Origin of the sequence: Brevibacillus sp. 7WMA2 (assembly GCF_010748895.1) — a bacterium.
Lineage (GTDB): Bacteria > Bacillota > Bacilli > Brevibacillales > Brevibacillaceae > Brevibacillus_B > Brevibacillus_B halotolerans.
Window position 1 is genome coordinate 870147 of sequence record NZ_CP048799.1, and the last position, 18989, is coordinate 889135.

General features: G+C 41.1%; 17 protein-coding genes. 15 read left to right on the forward strand and 2 right to left on the reverse strand.

The window, feature by feature from the left end; genetic code table 11:
- Together cbiB and GOP56_RS03705 are read left to right on the forward strand one after the other, a co-directional pair.
- The gene (gene cbiB / locus GOP56_RS03700; RefSeq protein WP_121474142.1) at window positions 1-987 is read left to right on the forward strand and encodes an adenosylcobinamide-phosphate synthase CbiB; all 987 of its coding nucleotides are present in this window, start codon (window positions 1-3) and stop codon (window positions 985-987) included.
- 140 nt (window positions 988-1127) lie between these two features.
- Window positions 1128-1961, forward strand: a complete 834-nt coding sequence (locus GOP56_RS03705) for a GTP pyrophosphokinase (protein WP_003342140.1) — start codon at window positions 1128-1130, stop codon at window positions 1959-1961.
- Between the two features lie 106 nt (window positions 1962-2067).
- Here the strand turns inward: GOP56_RS03705 and GOP56_RS03710 are convergent, their stop codons facing one another.
- Entirely contained in the window at window positions 2068-3447 is a 1380-nt protein-coding gene (locus GOP56_RS03710; protein ID WP_163244539.1) for a class II fumarate hydratase, read from the reverse strand.
- Window positions 3448-3632: 185 nt separating this feature from the next.
- Between GOP56_RS03710 and GOP56_RS03715 the strand changes: the two genes are divergently transcribed.
- From GOP56_RS03715 to GOP56_RS03750, 8 genes are all read left to right on the forward strand, one after another.
- Window positions 3633-4862, forward strand: a complete 1230-nt coding sequence (locus tag GOP56_RS03715) for a D-alanyl-D-alanine carboxypeptidase family protein (protein ID WP_003337368.1) — start codon at window positions 3633-3635, stop codon at window positions 4860-4862.
- A 149-nt stretch (window positions 4863-5011) separates the two neighbouring features.
- On the forward strand, window positions 5012-5848 hold the full coding sequence (locus tag GOP56_RS03720) for a protein phosphatase 2C domain-containing protein (RefSeq protein WP_163244540.1): 837 nt from the start codon (window positions 5012-5014) through the stop codon (window positions 5846-5848).
- Window positions 5849-5900: 52 nt separating this feature from the next.
- Window positions 5901-6446, forward strand: a complete 546-nt coding sequence (gene yfcE, locus GOP56_RS03725; protein WP_163244541.1) for a phosphodiesterase — start codon at window positions 5901-5903, stop codon at window positions 6444-6446.
- 61 nt (window positions 6447-6507) lie between these two features.
- A complete protein-coding gene (locus GOP56_RS03730; protein WP_003337371.1) occupies window positions 6508-6813 on the forward strand; it encodes an ArsR/SmtB family transcription factor in 306 nt (101 codons plus the stop codon).
- A gap of 118 nt (window positions 6814-6931) precedes the next feature.
- Window positions 6932-7957, forward strand: coding sequence for an LLM class flavin-dependent oxidoreductase (locus GOP56_RS03735; protein ID WP_163244542.1), 1026 nt, complete (start codon window positions 6932-6934; stop codon window positions 7955-7957).
- 48 nt (window positions 7958-8005) lie between these two features.
- On the forward strand, window positions 8006-9022 hold the full coding sequence (gene namA, locus GOP56_RS03740) for an NADPH dehydrogenase NamA (RefSeq protein ID WP_096885475.1): 1017 nt from the start codon (window positions 8006-8008) through the stop codon (window positions 9020-9022).
- A gap of 259 nt (window positions 9023-9281) precedes the next feature.
- Complete coding sequence (locus GOP56_RS03745) at window positions 9282-9947, forward strand: GntR family transcriptional regulator (protein WP_163244543.1); 666 nt, start codon at window positions 9282-9284, stop codon at window positions 9945-9947.
- 45 nt (window positions 9948-9992) lie between these two features.
- On the forward strand, window positions 9993-10919 hold the full coding sequence (locus tag GOP56_RS03750; protein ID WP_163244544.1) for a DMT family transporter: 927 nt from the start codon (window positions 9993-9995) through the stop codon (window positions 10917-10919).
- Between the two features lie 209 nt (window positions 10920-11128).
- On the opposite strand, the gene GOP56_RS03755 is transcribed toward GOP56_RS03750, so the two are convergent.
- Window positions 11129-12235 carry an Ada metal-binding domain-containing protein gene (locus GOP56_RS03755; RefSeq protein ID WP_163244545.1) on the reverse strand — a complete coding sequence of 369 codons (1107 nt, stop codon included), beginning with the start codon at window positions 12233-12235 and terminating at the stop codon, window positions 11129-11131.
- A 144-nt stretch (window positions 12236-12379) separates the two neighbouring features.
- Between GOP56_RS03755 and GOP56_RS03760 the strand changes: the two genes are divergently transcribed.
- From GOP56_RS03760 to GOP56_RS03780, 5 genes are all read left to right on the forward strand, one after another.
- Window positions 12380-13000 carry a bifunctional transcriptional activator/DNA repair enzyme AdaA gene (locus tag GOP56_RS03760; protein ID WP_121474850.1) on the forward strand — a complete coding sequence of 207 codons (621 nt, stop codon included), beginning with the start codon at window positions 12380-12382 and terminating at the stop codon, window positions 12998-13000.
- The gene (locus GOP56_RS03765) at window positions 12984-13532 is read left to right on the forward strand and encodes a methylated-DNA--[protein]-cysteine S-methyltransferase (RefSeq protein WP_163244546.1); all 549 of its coding nucleotides are present in this window, start codon (window positions 12984-12986) and stop codon (window positions 13530-13532) included. The genes GOP56_RS03760 and GOP56_RS03765 overlap by 17 nt, the downstream gene beginning before the upstream one ends.
- On the forward strand, window positions 13525-14238 hold the full coding sequence (locus tag GOP56_RS03770) for a 2OG-Fe(II) oxygenase (RefSeq protein WP_163244547.1): 714 nt from the start codon (window positions 13525-13527) through the stop codon (window positions 14236-14238). Before GOP56_RS03765 ends, GOP56_RS03770 begins: the two co-directional genes overlap by 8 nt.
- Before the next feature lie 57 nt (window positions 14239-14295).
- On the forward strand, window positions 14296-15117 hold the full coding sequence (locus GOP56_RS03775) for an SPL family radical SAM protein (protein ID WP_163244548.1): 822 nt from the start codon (window positions 14296-14298) through the stop codon (window positions 15115-15117).
- A gap of 438 nt (window positions 15118-15555) precedes the next feature.
- A complete protein-coding gene (locus GOP56_RS03780) occupies window positions 15556-18840 on the forward strand; it encodes a collagenase (RefSeq protein ID WP_163244549.1) in 3285 nt (1094 codons plus the stop codon).
- Window positions 18841-18989 lie beyond the last annotated feature (149 nt).

The following is an 18989-nucleotide window of genomic DNA, read 5'->3' on the forward strand; positions in this document are numbered from 1 at the left end:
ATGGAAATAATGCTAGGAACTAGCTTGTTATGTGCCTATCTATTAGATCTCATTATTGGTGATCCACGTTGGATTCCACACCCCGTGATTGGCATGGGAAAAGTGATTAGCTGGTTGGATCGTCGTATTCGACCGGTATATCAGTCCCTTGTCAACCGCGGGCGTTCGGCCTTTCTCTCAGGTCGATTGCTGGGTCTTTTGTTTCCAGTGGTAGTCGTTGGCTTGGCTTTTTTAGTTCCCTATTATTTGCTAAAGGGACTCGCTAGCATTCATCCGTGGCTGTCTTATATCGCCGAGGTTGTGTTGATTGCTACCACAATTGCTACGAAAGGACTGGCTCAGGCTGGGCAAAAGATTTATGCGGCTTTACAGAAGGGCGATCTAGGAGAAGCTCGATTTCAATTGTCCATGGTAGTAGGGCGTGATACAGAGCAGTTGGATGAGAAGGAAATTTCACGTGGCACTGTGGAAACAGTAGCGGAAAACATTGTGGATGCAGTAACCTCCCCCTTATTTTTTGCCATGCTAGGTGGGGCCCCGCTCGCTATGGCATATAGGGCAGTTAATACGCTAGATTCAATGGTAGGCTATAAAAATGAGAAATACTTACACCTTGGTTGGGCTTCCGCGCGGCTAGATGATATCTGTAACTATATTCCCGCTCGGATCACCTTTATCTTTTTAATCCTAGCAGCGTTCTTACTGGGAAAGGATTGGAAAGACGCCTGGAAAACAGGAATTCGTGATGCAAGCAAGCACCCAAGTCCAAATAGTGGCTGGAGTGAAGCGGCTGTTGCCGGTGCCCTACACATTCAACTAGGTGGAACCAATACCTATCAAGGGGTTGTTTCTCACCGTGCACTCATGGGGACTCCAAAGGTGGAGCTTCAGGCAAAACATATTAAACAAACCATTCAGATTCTGTATGCAACCACTTTTTGCTATGCCTTATGCGCTTTCATTTTAAGAGGCTTGCTCTTATACTAAAAGAAGGATCGGTCCGAATAAGGTTGGAGTTTGCAGGATTTCGACACGAAAACGGCAGGATTTCTTGCTGCTACGTCGAAATACTATAAAAGAAATGCTAGACTATCGTGTCATCCGAGATTGATGGGGGTTCTTAACCTATGAGCGAAATTAAAAACATAAAAGCTCGCATACCCAAAAAAGTATTAAACCGACTCGTCACTATTTTAAATCCGTATGAGCAAGTTGTTGACGAATTAAAGCTAAAGGTAAAAGGAATAAAATATGGTTTTCTAAAAGGCGGACGCTACTCTCCAATTGAATTTGTAGTTGGGCGAGTCAAGAAAACAGATAGTCTAATACGAAAAGCCCTTCTTAGAGGCATTGATTTTGCCCAAGATGATTGGGAAAAAAGATTGTGTGAGGAAATTACCGACATCGCTGGTATCCGTGTCGTTTGTCGCTATATTGATGATGTGCGGGAAGTGCAGAATCTGTTGATGGAACGGGAAGATTTTGTGGTACATGACGTTAAAGACTATATTACCAATCCGAAAGAATCTGGCTATCGTAGTATTCATATGATTGGTGATTATACGGTGTATCATGGCAGTGAAAAGAAAATCTTGCCTTGTGAGGTACAAATCCGGACGTTGGGCATGAACTTTTGGGCAACAAATGAGCATGAATTACGCTATAAATATGACGGAAATATTCCTTCCGACGTATTAGAGCAACTGCATATTGCTTCAACTGTCACTAACCAGTTAGATGAGCTGATGAACAGTTTGCGTCAGGAAATTATGACCCCACCAGAGCTTGACACTGATATGGAAGAAAGATTGGAAGAAATCTTCTCACTTTATGTCAAACAAGATTTTGAATCAGCTGAAGCGTTATACAAGGAACACTTTATTGGGTATGAAGAAGCTTTTCTGGATAATCCAAAATTCCGTATGATCAATGAACTGTTAAGTAAACGGTTTGGAAAATAACAGATGTACGTATAACATAGAATAGCCTCAGTCTACGTGACGAGGCTATTTTACTATCAATAAAGCTTAGATTATATTTGTCGATAAGCTACTGGTTTGGTTTGGGTTAGACGAGCCGTTCAGGATTTAATAACTCATTGATTTCGCTTATTGTCAATTCGGTGTCTCTCGCAACGATTTCTCTGACCGTTTTATTCTCTTGATAAGCAGTCTTGGCGATTTTGGCGGCTTTCTCATAGCCAATTACAGGATTAAGGGATGTTGCAAGCGCCGTACTTTGCTCAACATAGTACTGACAACGCTCTGCATTAGCCTGTAGCCCCTCTATACATTTTGCACGGAATACTTCCATTGCGTTCGTCAAAATTTGAATGGAATGTAACAGATTATATGCAATAACTGGCATCATCACATTAATCTCCAATTGAGCACCCATCGTAGCGGCTGTGATTGTGGCATCGTTACCAATTACTTGGGCACAAACCATATACATCATCTCAGCCATCACAGGATTTACTTTGCCTGGCATAATAGATGATCCAGGCTGAACAGCAGGCAGGATCAGCTCGCCAAGTCCAGTGCGTGGCCCTGAGCCAAGTAAGCGTAAGTCGCTAGAGATTTTTAATAGATGAATCGCGAGCTCCTTAACAGCATGGCTTGCTTGAATGGCTCCTAAGGTGTTTTGCATAAAAGCGAACCGATCACGCGGCTTTTTAAACGGCAGGTCTGTTCGAAGCACAATCTCGCGTAATGTTCGATCAGCGTACTCAGGATGAGCGTTAATCCCGGTACCTACCGCATTTCCTCCGATACCAATCACGTATAGCTCCAACAGAGCATGTCGAATACTTTTTTCAGCCGTTACGAGTGCTGCTGCATAGCCACCAAATTCCTGCCCGAGTCGAATGGGAACAGCATCCTGTAAATGGGTTCGTCCTGATTTGATAATGGGATCGAATTGTCTGGCCTTCTGTTTTAGAGCGTAATGAAGCCGCTGAAGAGATGGCAGCAATTCTTTTTTTATCATCTCGACAGCACTAATATTGATGGCGACATGTATCGTGTCATTCGTTGATTGTGCCATATTCACATGATCGTTAGGATGGACAAGTGTGAAGTCTCCTTTTTGACCGCCTAATATTTCAATCGCGCGGTTTGCGATAACCTCATTAGCATTCATATTTTGAGAGGTACCCGCACCAGCTTGATAGACATCTACTACAAATTGATCGTCCCATTTGCCATTAATCACTTCTTCTGCGGCTGTTACAATAGCGCTAGAAATATGTTCGGGTAAATTCCCCACCTCTGTATTTGCAACAGCCGCAGAGGCCTTGATGATTCCTTGTGCTTTAATAAAGGCTCGTGGTAAACGAAGGCCGCTAATGGGGAAGTTATGGGTAGCGCGTGTGGTTTGCGCATCGTAATATACAGATCGTGGGATATATACCTCACCTAATGTGTCTTTGCTGATGCGTTCATCCATTTGTAACACCCTTTCCATAAAAAAATTATGTTAATAATGAAAAGCCAGAAATGCCGTCAATACAACATTTTTACCCATTTTCCCCAGCATTTTATCGATAGAATGTCCAAAATTGTACTTGTTCAATGCCTTTTCCATTTGATAGAGTGGTGAGGTAACTTGTTCGTAGAAAGGATTTTACAAGCATGAAAAAATGGATGAAAACGTTCTTGGCAATCGGTATTTCTCTAATTACGTTTGGAATTCAGCCAAGTTACGCTGCGCAGCCACCAGCCCTGCCGCTTGAAGAAATAAAAGGGGAAGGTGCTATTCTCATGGATGGCTCGTCAGGAACCGTGCTATTTGAGAAAAATCCCCAGCAGTATTTATTTCCTGCTAGTATTACCAAAATCGCCACCGCTATTTATGCTATTGAGAACGGAAATAGTAATGATATAGCGACCGTTTCTAATAAGGCGAGAACGGTAGAAGGTTCCCGGGTCTATCTAGCAGAGGGTGAACAAGTATCCATGCGGAATTTACTCTTTGGGTTGATTTTAAATTCAGGTAATGATGCTGCCATTGTGATTGCCGAACATATGGCTGGTTCCACAGAAGCATTTGCTGAAAAAGTGAATGCCTATTTAAAAGAAAAAGTGGGAGTGAAACATACTCATTTTACAAATCCACATGGGTTGCATGATGAGAATCACTACACAACTGCTGCTGACATGGCTAAGATTGCGCAGTATGCTATGAAGAATCCCTTCTTACGTGAAATTGCCGGTACAAAACGTTATGAATGGCACCAAAAAGAATGGGATACCGTGCTGGTCAATCATAATAAAATGCTAACTACCTATGAGGGAACGACAGGTTTAAAAAATGGCTTCACGGACCAAGCACGAAATACTTTGGTGGTTACAGCTAAACGCGGTGATACAGAACTGATCGCCGTTACCATGAAGGCACCATCTAATGTGGTTAGCTATCAGGATGTCCACAAAATGCTCGATTTTGGCTTTGCAAATTATGAATCGAAAAAGATCGTAAATGCAGGACAGTATCTGGTGTATCAACCCCAGAATGATACAGAGAAAGCAGCAAACTTTTATACGGATAAGGATTTATTCATCACGGTTCCCAAACAGACTACATACGAACAAAAGCTACTTAGCAACGGGGACCTTGTATTGACTTTATCCAACGGAGAAGAAAGAAGGCTACATCTGCAACCTGAAGTACTCCCGACAGCAGTGTCTACTACAGAGGCTGGTGAGCAGGCTCCTACTCATAATCCAATTGCTCTTTATGGCGTTGTCGTATTCTGGGCGTTACTTAACTTGTTTTTCATCCTTTTCTTCATTCGTTTATTACGCGCGAAACGACGTACGAGGCGTACGAATAATGTGGTGCTGAGAAAACGAGCGAACTAAAAATAAGCAAGCTCTATGAGCGATAGATGCGACAGAACAACCGGACATGCCGGTTGTTCTTTTTTTGCAGAAAAAAGTTATAATAGAAAAATAAGTATGATTATTTAAAATATAAACAGATACATTGAAGAATGTAGGAGGGTACTATAATGAGAATGGAAACGTTTACTAGCAAGGGTATCGGCTTTTTAAACGAAGATGCGTTGATTGTTCATCCAACCCTCCCTCTATTTGGTGTGGTTGATGGTGTTACTTCATTACATGGTTTCATGAATGATCTTAAACAGACCGGCGGATACTTGGCTTCAACAACCATTGCTCGTTATTTTACACAGATACATCGTCTTATTCCGTTACAAGAGCACATATCGACTGCTAATTTGCTCATACGCCTACATATGCAGGAGGCTGGAATTGATCTTTCTTCCAAACAGAATCTTTGGGGAGCCGCAGTTGGAATCGTGACAATCGAGAAGAACGGTATATCTTATGCTCAGACGGGAGATTGCATGATTTTTGCTGTATATGAAAATGACAATGTACGTATATTAACTCGTCAACAAGTGGAAGTTGTAGAAGAACGCACCTTGCAAAAATGGTGCGAGGGTATTGAGAATGGTTTACTATCTCGCACGGAATTAAGCCTATTCATTCGAGATTTGATGATTCAAAATCGTGAATTGCAAAATGAACCACATGGTTACGGCGTACTAAACGGAGAGAAACAAGCCATAGAATATGTGGAATATGGCAGAATAAATCGTGCGGGAGTAAAGCATGTGGTCATAATTACAGACGGATTATTTTGGCCATTAGCGAATCAGGAAAAGCAGGATTGGTCAAGGATGATTCATAAAATGATAGAGATGGGACTCGAAAACTATGCAAAAGCCTTAACAAAGCTAGAAGGAAGCGATCCAGAATGTGTGAAATACCCAAGATTTAAAACGTCTGATGACAAAACGGGTATTATTCTTACACTATAAGCGAAGATTGGTATAATAGGGGAATGAACCAAATGAAAAGGTGGTAATCAGCATGAAGTTATTTTTTCTCTCAGACATCCACGGTTCTTTGACCTATGCGAAAGCAGCCTTAGAAGCATTTGAACGTGAGCAAGCAACCCATATCATCCTAGTAGGAGATGTGATGTATCATGGACCACGCAATGCTTTGCCAGATGGATACAATCCGTCAGAAGTAGCCAATCTGCTAAATAGGTATGCTGACAGAATTGTAGCTGTACGTGGAAATTGTGATTCAGAAGTAGATCAAATGCTTCTTCATTTCCCGATTATGAGTGATTCTCATACAATAGTTATGGATAAACGGCGTATTTTTGTGACACATGGACATATTTATCATGAGGATCATCATCCAGCATTATCGGCTGGAGATGTGTTAATTCATGGTCACACACATATCCCGGTGGCCAAGAAAAAAGGAGATCTGTTTATACTAAATCCTGGTTCTGTAGCTATTCCTAAAGAGAATCATCCGCATACATATGGAGTGATTGAGAGGGATCAGTTCTGGATTAAAAGGTTGAATGGAGAAGTGTATATGGAGACTTCACTTATCTAGCACTGATTTGAAAATGAATACTGCTATTGACATATCGGAAAATATCGATATAATCAACGGTATGGATTATGTTATGATTTTTAAAGCTTTATCAAATGAAACCAGATTGCAAATGTTACATTGGCTAAAGGAGCCAGAGCTGCACTTTCCGCCATCTTCCTGTAATTACGAGAATTTTCCAGGGGGAATCTGTGTAGGACAAATTCAAGAAAAAGCAGGTCTTTCTCAATCAACTACGTCACAATACCTAGCGATTATGCAACGGGCGGGGTTATTAGAGGCTAGACGCTTTGGCCAATGGACGTACTACCGCAGAAATGAGGAAATGCTGCATAAGCTGGCTACATACTTCCGAGAGGAGTTGTAAAAGAAGAGTGGAACACCGTTTCATTTTTCTTTTTTTAAGCCAATATCGAAAATTTCCGATATACCGATTTATATTACTGTCGCGATTTCACATGAAGCATTTGCAAAAGGAGAGACCCATGAAAATTAGTGTACTGGATCAATCGTATGTAATAGAGGGTGGAACCCCAGAGCTAGCTTTGGAGCAAACGACTGAGCTAGCGCAGTACGTAGATGAAATTGGGTATCACAGGTATTGGGTGTCTGAGCATCATCATTCCGAAGCACTGGCTGGTTCTTCACCAGAAGTTCTTATCGCTTATTTAGCGGCAAAAACAAAAAGAATCCGTGTCGGGTCGGGGGGTGTAATGCTACCTCATTACAGTGCTTATAAAGTGGCAGAAAATTTTAATGTTTTAAGTGCTTTGGCTCCAGGTCGTATTGACGTAGGAATTGGCCGTGCGCCAGGGGGAATGCCGCTTTCAACTAGAGCCCTACAGGATTTACAGGCGCGTGATATTGATACCTTTCCAGAGCAAGTCCAGCATCTGACTAGCTATATTGATGACAAATGGAGTGAAAAGCAGCCTTTGCCAGGATTGAAAGCTACCCCAGTCCCATCGCATAAGCCTGAAATCTGGATGCTTGGATCTAGTGACAATAGTGGAATTGTAGCTGGACAATTGGGATTACCATATGCATTTGCACATTTTATCAATTCCCAGCCAGGGGCGATGGATCAGGCTATCAGCCATTATCTACGTACGTTTACTGCATCATCACGTCTTATGCAACCGAAAGTACTTGCTGCCATGAAAATTATTGTGGCGGATACGGATGAGGAGGCGAATGAACTCGCGTTAAGCGCGTTACATCTTACGCATTTATTGTATCGAGGGCGGTTGCAACCGCTTGCTAGTCCAAAGACGGTAAGCACCTATCCATATACAGCAAATGAATTAACTGAGTTAGAAGCGATGAAGCATTCTATTCTAATCGGATCTGTAAAAACCATTACCCTCAAAATCAGAGCGCTACAAGAGCGATATCCGATTGAAGAATTGATGGCCGTTTCCCCTATTTATGATATAAATGCCCGTAAACGATCCTATGCTTTATTACAGCAGGCTATTGCTGAAGCCGATACGGGTAAACCATACCGCTAAAAAACATTCAAATATATGCAAAAAAAACAAAATCGAGGAGGAAGTAAGATGACTGTTAAATTATTTCAACCCTATCAATTAAAAGAGGTTACATTGAAAAATCGGATTGTCATGGCCCCTATGTGCATGTATTCTGTAACTGAAAAGGACGGAAAAGCTACTGACTTTCATATTACGCACTATACAACGCGCGCAGTTGGACAGGTAGGTCTTATAATCGTGGAAGCAACTGCTGTTGAAGAGCAGGGACGGATTTCGGAATTTGACCTGGGAATATGGAATGATGACCACATAGCCGGATTACATAAAATTGTCGAGCAAGCACATCAGTACGGAGCTAAAATGGGAATTCAATTAGCCCATGCTGGGCGTAAAGCAGAGGTTCCTGGTTCCATCTATGGACCATCTGCGATTGCATTTGATGAGAGCAGCCGTGTTCCAGAAGAAATGTCAGTTGAAAAAATCAAACAGACAATAGAAGCATTTAAGCAAGGTGCGGTGAGAGCTAAACAAGCGGGCTTTGATGTTCTTGAAATTCATGCGGCTCACGGGTATTTATTACATGAATTTTTATCCCCGCTCTCTAATCAACGAACAGACGAATACGGGGGCTCTCAGGAAAATAGATACCGCATGTTATCCGAAGTAATAGCAGAGGTGAAAAGTGTTTGGGAAGGGCCATTGATGGTGCGTGTTTCCGCTACCGATTATACAGAAGGAGGCTTAACCATCGAGGATCACGTACAATTCGCAGCTTGGATGAAAGAGCAGGGCGTGGATCTCATTGATGTTAGCTCTGGTGCACTTGTACGGGCAGCTATTAATGTGTATCCAGGCTATCAAGTAAAATTATCAGAACAGATCAAAGAAGAAGCGAACATCCCCACTGGTGCTGTAGGGTTAATTACCTCTCCGTTACAGGCTGAGGAGATTTTACAAAATAATCGTGCAGATATAATCATCTTAGGCCGCGAGCTGTTGCGAAATCCATATTGGGCTAGAGGTGCGGCAGATGAATTACAAGTAGAGATTGAGGCACCTAGACAGTATCAAAGGGGCTGGTAAGCTACAATTGTGACCACATCAATTTCTTACAAGATGTAAATAGATTAACCATAAGAAGCTAGTAATCCTTTTAGCATATAGGATACTAGCTTCTTTGTGTAAAATGATATCTAAAAGGCCTATGCTACTTTAGAAATGTATAGAAAACCAGCAATTCGTTTGACCTTATAGATAAAATGTTATAAATTATAGTATATATATGAAATATATTTCTGATAATTTAAATAAAACCTAAATGATTTTATAAAGAGGGGTTACTATGCCAATTCCTAAGAATTACACTTCTTCTATTCGATTAACTGCGAAAGAAAAAGCTTTTCGTCAGCTACAAAGCTGGATTATCGATGGAACCTTAGAGCCAGGGGAGAAGCTATATGATGCTGAAATTGCAGAGGCGATCGGTGTGAGCAGGACTCCTGTGAGGGAAGCCTTTCAGCTACTAGAGGTTCAAGGCTTTATTGAAACATATCGAGGACGGGATACAAGAGTTACTACTGTTTCAAAGGAAGATGTACAGACAATGTATGTACCGCTTGCTTCACTTCAAGCATTAGCGGCCCAATTAGCTGCGACTGCAATTACAGAAGAGCAAATTGCTACATTAAACGAGATCAATGCCAGCTATAAACAGGCAATCTACGATAAAGATATACCAAAAATTGTAGAAATGGATAGTCAATTTCATACATTTATTTTAGAAATTGTGGACAATCCCTATATCATAAATTTTACATCTGTTCTGCAGCTACATATTCAACGCTTAGAATATATCTTTTTTAAACAACAGCACATTCCTAAGGAAGAGTCTATTGATGAACATGAGAGAATCGTGCAAGCCTTTGTCCAGAAAAATGGAAAACTAGCTGCAGAGATTATGGAACAAAATTGGCTGCGTCCTATGAAAGAAGTATATCAGCTGATGTAATGATATAAACAATCTTGAAGATGAACAGATCAGTGAGGAGACCATATGAAAACGGAACAGATTGTAATGTCGAGAAAATTCGGAGTTACCCTCGTACTAACAGGGGCTATGCTGTGGGGAATATCTGGGACTGTTGCTCAATATTTGTTTCAGCAACAAGGCTTCAGTCCTGAGTGGTTAGTCGTTATACGTCTTTTACTGTCGGGTATTATTCTATTAGCAGTTGCCTATAGAAAAGAGAAACAAAATATCTGGGGCATATGGAAAAACACCAAAGAGCGACTCAGCCTTATCTTGTTTGGTATTTTAGGAATGTTGGCTGTTCAATATACTTATTTTGCAGCTATTAAGCATGGAAATGCAGCGACAGCTACTATTCTTCAATATTTGGCCCCTGTGCTAATTACATGCTATGTGGCGATTCGTCTAAAAAGGCTACCCATGTTAAAAGAATTACTAGCTGTCGTTCTAGCTCTCTTAGGAACGTTCTTACTGGTTACACATGGAAGCATCAATAGCCTCTCTATTTCTGGCTTAGCATTATTCTGGGGGCTAGCCTCGGCGGTAGCATTGGCTTTCTATACATTACATCCACACAAGCTTCTTGCTAAATGGGGAGCAGCTATCGTTGTAGGCTGGGCGATGCTAATCGGAGGTATCGGCTTTAGTTTTGTTCATCCCCCTTGGAGGCTGGAGGGACAATGGTCGATGTCTTCCACTTTAGCCGTAATGTTTATTGTACTATTTGGAACACTGATTGCCTTTTACTGTTATTTGGAAAGTCTTAAGTACCTTAGTGCCCCCGAAACTAGTTTATTAGCTTGTGTCGAGCCTGTTTCTGCCGCCGTCCTATCAGTGATTTGGCTACAGATACCCTTTGGTTTAACGGATTGGTTGGGTACCCTGTGTATTCTTATTACCATTGCCATCCTATCCTTGGGTGGGCGTAGGGAAACAGCTAAGACCAATTAGCTTCTCCAACTTATCGAAACGAAAAATAAATAAATAGAGCAATACAAGGAAAAGGCCGGTATCCCGATAGGGAATACTGGCTTCGTGTTTTTGTGAATAAAAAAGAAAAGCTGTTCTCTGTAGGGGCAAATTCCTGAATACCTCCATTTTTGACTCCACTAAGCTATAACACTGATGAACAGTTCATCTGATACGGCTCTACAGCTAGGCTAATAGAGAAATCTCCACAAATAAAAGGTGGCATAGGCTTCCCAATTTGTCCATGTCGCAGAAAGCTTTACAATTTCTGCTTTCGTGGGCTTTTGTGGGGTGCCCTGAAGATATTTAATCGCATTGTGTAAACCTACATCATCTATTGGAAAAGCGGAGGGCATCCTCAGGCAACGCATTAAAACGTAATTAGCAGTCCATGGTCCAATGCCACGGATTTTGACAAGCATGTTTTCCGCTTTTTTATAATCTCCGCAGTTCCCTAATTGCTCTTTGGTTATGTTACCTTCCACCATAAGCTGAGCTACACCAATTAAATACTCACATTTTTTCCCTGTCATTTGTAATCCCTTCAAGTCTTCTATTGTCAGAGCGGCGATCTCACACGGGGAGGGGAATATCCAATACGTTTCACCATCACATTCAATGCTTCGGCCAAAGGCCTCCACCAGTCGTCTTTTCAGCGTATAAGCGAAGGGTAGATTGATTTGCTGCCCGATAATTCCCCAGCAGATTGCTTCGAACAGATCAGGAATTCCAATGTTTCGGAGACCACTAAAAGTAGTAACTGCTCTTTGTAGCAATGCATCTGATTTAGCCAAATCGTAAAAAGGGCGCAAGTCTGTATCCAAATCAAACCAATCTCTTACATAACGGGCGACCTCGGCTCGTATCCATTTGCAGGATGGTATTGTAGTTCCTAGAAAACGAATGTGTAGCATGTTATCCTGATCCGAACGTATTTCTACTACAGGTGTTTCGGCTTCAATAGGAATAGCTCTGTAAATTCGGTGGTTTTTACAATAAAATAAGCATTCATTAGGCTCTTTGGACAAATATTTCATATTTTCGTTAAAGCTGAATTCCTTTGGCACGACCAGTGTTAGCTCACTCTGTTTATCCGTCCAAGCGTCTATAGGAAGAGTGGAACAGCATTTTCTACAAGGCCGGTATCCTGCCTGTTCAGCATTCGCCCGCGACTGAAATTGAATCGTGTTTTCTGGATGAAACTTTTCCGTACACCATGGGAAACAATATATCTTCTCTATTTTTTTACCAGTGAAATAAGGAGCATCCCACTTCGGATACCTTGTTGTTTTTTCCATAAAAATCCTCCATTCCATGCAAACAAGCACACTACTAGTTGTAACATAAAAGGCCTCTATAAAATTTCACTATCTTGCTATTCCAATCATAAAATCGTACATAGGTTCGTTCTGGAGGGTATACTGTGGATGGAGGTGAACCAGATGAGAGATATCCAAAGGCAAGGAGAGAAGAATAATTATCTAACCGATGAAAAGTGGCAAGCAATCATTACTAACGATGCATCGTACAATGATACATTTTTTTATGCGGTGAAAACTACAGGTATCTTTTGCAGACCTTCTTGCAGGTCTAGAGAGCCTAAAAAGGAAAATGTTCGAATATTTTGTAGCGCAGAAGAGGCGCTGTCAGAAAATTTCCGACCTTGTAAGCGATGCAAGCCAACAGGACAACGTTTGCCTGATGTTGAATGGGTGGCACAGATTACGGATTATATCAAAAAAAATTACAGTGAAGAATTAACGCTAGAGCTTTTAGCAGATATATGCCATGGAAGTCCTTATCATATGCATCGAACTTTTAAACGCATTAAGGGAATGACCCCAATTGAATATATTCAACAGACGAGAATAAAGAAAGCCATGGATTATCTCATTCAATCTGATATGACGATTACCGACATCGCAATGACTGTGGGGATGCCCAACACACCGTACTTCATCACTTTGTTTAAGAAAACAACAGGACAGACGCCTAAAAAATTTCGTCAGTTAACTAAGAATACACAAGACATGGAGGTGTTGCATAGTGACAGCAAAAAGTAAACAGATCATTTATTATTCAAGGCTGGTTCATTCGGATTGGAACCTATATATTGCTGCTACAGCGGCGGGACTTTGTTATGTAGGTTCGCAAAATCATCCTTTTGAGGAATTGGAAAATTGGGTAAGGAATCGGTTTCCGAAAGGTGAATTGGTGCAGGATCATGAAAAATTACAAGGCTATGCAGCAGAATTGGTTGCGTATTTTCAAGGCACACGTAAAGACTTCTCTATCGACTTTGATTTATATGGTACTCCATTTCAGCTCGCGGTGTGGAATGCTCTTTGTGAAATACCATATGGGCAAACCCGTTCCTACTCTGATATTGCGCTTCAAATACAAAAACCAAATGCGGTACGTGCTGTTGGAACAGCAATTGGTGCTAATCCCGTTTTAATTACGGTTCCCTGCCATCGGGTGATTGGGAAAAATGGTTCACTAACGGGCTACCGGGGTGGATTGGAAATGAAAACCAAGCTTCTGCGCTTCGAAAATGAAAATAGTTTGGTAGAGGGGAGTAAGCTATATGCCTGATTGCCTCTCAGAACGGAGTGCCACCATAGATTGGAATACAGTGCAACAGACGATGGATGAGCAGGGCTATGCTACAATTCCAGCATTCTTAACGAAGAAGGAATGTAACGAAATAATAAACACGTATGAAAAAGAAGAGTATTTTCGGAACACGATTGATATGGCTAGATTTCGATTCGGCATCGGGGAGTATAAATATTATCAAGCTCCCCTTCCTACTATGTTGCAACAGCTTCGTGAAGGCTTCTATCCTGAATTGGCTAAAACGGCTAACCGATGGCTGAAGCAGCTTGATGATGAGGCATGTTACCCACCTTTGCTCTCAGAATTTCTTACGGAATGCCATCAGCAGGGGCAGACAAGATCAACACCCTTACTCCTTAAATACGAAGCTGGAGGGTATAATTGTCTGCATCAGGACTTGTATGGAGATGTCTACTTTCCATTTCAAGTAGTATTCGCCCTCTCTCAAAAAGAGATAGATTATACAGGCGGTGAGTTTTTGTTGCTGGAACAACGGCCAAGGGCGCAAAGCCGAGGGCATGTGATAACCTTAGAACAAGGATCAGGACTCATTTTTCCTACTAACAATCGGCCTGTACTAGGTTCACGCGGGTATTATAGGACCAAGATAAAGCATGGTGTCAGCACGATTACTTCTGGTACAAGATATACGCTTGGTATTATTTTTCATGATGCAAAGTGATCTACGCCTGACAAATATACCTAAAACAAACGAATATGCAGCAAAGGTGCGACTGAGATGAAGAGTGAGTTTTTTTATAAATATCCCAAAACACTGCTAAATAAAGGGACAGGCTTTCTTTCCGATTACACTCATTCGTTGAATCCTTATACGGGTTGTTCCTTTGGATGTTCCTATTGCTATGTACGACAAATGCCTGTATCGATTTTTCGTAGGGAGGAGTGGGGAACCTGGGTGGACATCAAACGGGAAGCGGCAAATGTATTACGTAAGGAGCTCAGAAGGGAAAAAAGCAAAGGGAAGGTAACAATATTCATGTCATCAAGCACAGATCCTTACCAACCAATTGAACATAAGGAAAAGGTGACAAGATCTCTTTTGGAGGTCATGCTGGAGAACCCTCCTGATTTTTTATTTATCCAGACCCGTAGTCCTCTTGTTAGTCGAGACATTGATTTATTATTACGCTTGGAGAAGAAGGTTCGAGTAAGCATGACCATAGAGACGGATCGAGAGGATATCCGGAAGCATTTTACACCTCATGCACCGCCTATTCCTGCCAGATTAGAGGCACTTCAGCGTTTAGCAGATGCAGGTGTACCCACCCAGGCAACCATCGCTCCACTATTGCCCAGCAGTGAAGAATTCCCTGATAAGCTACGAACGCTAGTTGATCGCATCTGTATTGATGATTATTTTATGGGGGACGGTAGTGGAGGAAGACGAACTAGGAATCTGGGGATCGACTCGTTCTATCATAAGCTAAATGCAGTCGAATGGTATCATCCCTCTGCCTATCAATTGGTGTATGAGCGATTTACACGTGTTTTTCCCACTGATCAGGTATTTGTAAGTCAGAAGGGATTTGCTCCTTACTGAAAAATCCAAACGATTAGTAGCATGTAGCGTCCTGTTAGGGAGGCTATTTTTTTGTGTAAAAATGAATAATCAATTGGAGTGCGGCTCGAAACTTTCTTAAATAGTTTTCCAAATTGAGTTGTAGCAGGGGTAGTTTCCATTAAAAGTAAGTTGTCTTTCATCCAATTTGAAAACGATAGGATTGTCATCGTGTCTTGAAGAATATGAGAGCAATTTTTTATTAACATAGGTAGCAAGAAATCAAAAATAAAATATAGTTTATTTTTCGAATTTTCAATAAACATTTTATACAAAACAATCATTTGGTTAACAATATTCTATATTTCGACACAATTTAGATAAAAATAGGCATTAGGGAATATTTCCAATTTTGGATTTTTAGCCGATACTATTGTATGGAAATAAAATTCCAATTTAAAAAAGGAGTCGATTAAAAAAATGAATTACAAGTGGCTAAGTATGATGACGGCAAGTGCAGTTTTACTCTCCAATGGTGCATTATGGCTACCTACACCTGCCAATGCAGCAACAAACACAGTAAACAAATCCGTATTTTCACTAAGTAAGCAGCCTCCTTTACCTCAGTTCAAAACAGGTGCAGGGGTACTCGGAGCTGAGGTGACTCCACTGGGAGAAGAGGAGCTCCGTACTGAAACTTTTTCCCAGCTAGAGAAAAAAAGCAAGCGAGCTAAGCGACAAGCCCTTCAAGCAACTCATGCTGAACAACAAACGTACAGTATGTCGGACTTAAATCGACTTAGCTATGACGAGCTAGTAGAAGTTCTACGTAAGATAGAATGGAAGAATATCCCTGATTTATTCAAATTTAATTCAGATTCAGTTGAATTCTATTCAGACCGCGATCGTGTCCAGGCCGTTATCAATGCCCTTCAGGACAGTGGCAGATCCTTCACTGATCAGGATGCACGCGGAATTTCGACATTGGTAGAGGTTTTACGTTCAGGTTATTATCTGGGCTACTACCATAAAGAGTTAAAATACCTTGATCAGTCAGATTATAAGGAAAAGGTACTACCTGCTGTTAAAGCCATCATGGCAAACAAGTATTTTGCATGGGGAAATAATACACAACAGGAAGTTATCGGTGCTACGGGGAAACTTATCTCAAACACTACGGTAGATGTTGAGATCATAACAAAGATGACTGGACTAGTTTCAGACTTTATTGATCATTTTGATGAGTATGGAAAAGATCGAGAGATGAGCAGTTCCTTTTATTCTGTAATTCAAGGAATTGGATACGTGCTCATGTGGCAAGTGCGTGAACCAGAGGATCAAAAAGCGTTCAATGGTAGTATTGATAATTACTTGGAACAAATGTTCCGCATCGCCCACAAGGATCGGGCATCTAGTGATCTTTCGTGGCTAGTGAGCAACGGTTTGTATTACACCGGTTCTTTAGGGCATTATCATAGTACCCCGGAGAAAGGTAATAAAATTTTGACGGAAGCAATGCATTTGTATCCAAAGCTTAGCGAATTGTATTTTGTGGCAGCAGAGCAGATTTCTTATCACTATGATGAAAAGGATTACTATGGTAACCAAATTGATCTGAAGCAATTAAAAGAAGAAGGAAAAAAGGAATATCTGCCAAATCGCTATGAATTTGATGGAGGAAAATTTATCTTCCGTACAGGGGATCAGCTAACGGAGGAACAGCTACAGCGACTTTATTGGGCTGCGAAAGAAGTAAAAGCTCAATTTCACCGTGTCGTAGGTAATGACCAGGAGCTAGAAAAGGGTAATCCTGATGATGTGCTAACTGTGGTCATCTACAATAGCCCTGATGAGTACAGAATGAACAAATCTTTATACGGTTATGAAACGGAAAATGGTGGAATTTACATTGAAGGGGATGGGACATTCTTTACCTATGACAGAACCCCAGAGCAAAGCATTTATTCACTGGAGGAATTGTTCCGTCATGAGTTTACCCATTACTTACAAGGTCGATATGTGGTTCCAGGATTATTCGGTCGAGGAGAGATGTATCAAAATGGACGCTTGCCTTGGTTTGAAGAAGGTGGGGCAGAATTTTTTGCCGGTGCTACCAGAACAGATGGCATTCATCCACGCAAATCTGTTGTAGGTAACATAAGATATGATGATCGAGCTAGCCGTATGTCTGTATCAGATACCCTGCATGCTCAATATGGTTCCTGGAATTTTTATAATTATGGATTTGCCATGCAGTATCATTTGTTCCAAAACGATTTTCCAATGATGGACCGCATTCATAATGCGATTATGAAAAACGACGTGGCCCAATTTGATCGATATATTGAGCAGTTGAGTAGGGACAAGTGGGTAAATGACGCATATCAACAGACGATTGATGAGCTGGTGCAAAATTATGAAGATTGGGATGTGCCACTGGTATCGGATGATTATCTAAAGGATGTGGAGCCAAAGCAGAAGGAAGAAATTTATGCGGAAATTTCTGAAGTTACAGGCTTGCGTGACATAGAGACCGCAGAGCACGAATCAGAATTTTTCAATACCTTCACCTTACACGGAACCTATATTGGCGACAGATCAGCAGGAGAAGAGCAAGACTGGAAAAAAATGAATCAAGTAACAGATGACTTCTTGAAAGAGTTAAGTAATAAGTCATGGAATGGTTATCAAACCGTAACCGCTTACTTTGTGAATTATAAGATAACGAAGGATGGAAGATTCTCCTATGATGTAGTGTTCCACGGCAAATTGCCAAAAGGTAGCGATAGCGGGAACCTAGCCCCTGAAGTAGAAATAAATGGTCCGTATACAGGAGTTGTAGCTGAGTCGGTTTCGTTTAGTAGCAAAGGAACACGCGATAAAGACGGAAAGATTATGTCTTACCAATGGGATTTTGGCGATGGTCAGACAAGCCAAGAAGAGAATCCAACACACGTGTATGCTGAAGCAGGAACCTACGAGATAAGCTTGCAGGTAACCGATGATGCTAAACAAAAAGTGACCAAAAAGACAACAGTAACCATTAGTGAAAAAGCGAATAAACCGTCAGATAACTCTAATGATTCTTTCGAAAATGCCAGCAAGCTAGAAGCATTTGGTAAACAATTGAAGGCTGAGCTGAACCAAAAGAAACAAAATGATGTATTCTATTTTGATGTGAAAAAAACTGATAACATTGATGTTTCAGTAGAAGTAAAGAATGGACAAGGAGTGGCGTGGAAATTATTCCACGAGGATGATCTGAAAAATTATATTGCCTATCCAAATCAAATCGAAGGCGATCAGTTAATGACGACTCTTGAAGCAAAACCAGGACGATATTATCTTAAAGTGTATTTAACAACACAGGAGCCCGTTTCCTACAAGTATCAAGTAAGTCTGGCTGGTGGCTCGAAGGATTTTGCAGAAAGTGAGCCTAACAATCGATTCGAAGATGCGAATGGTCCATTGCCGCTAGGTGAACCTGTTAAAGGAATACTAGATGAGGACGACAATGCAGATGTCTACCGTTTTGAACTGAAAAAAGAGAGTGATTTAGAAATTATTCTGAAGCATACGAAAAAAGAGGGAATTAACTGGTTGCTCTACCATGAGGATGATTTGAAGAACCCCGTTTCGTATCCAGTAGAGCTTGACAAGGGAAGAATGAGCGCTACTTATACAGCCGAACCTGGTCTATACTATCTATATGTCTATAAATATGAAGATGAGGTAATCCCATATACCGTATCGGTAAATAAGTAGGATTATAAAGCAGTAAGAAGCAATTATATTTATAATTATGCACCCCTTACAGTAAGCATTGATATCCTTTCTATGGATATCGAACAATGTGGCTGTAAGGGGTTTTCATGTTTATCTAGCAGTGAGGAGACTTTACAACATGGAATTCG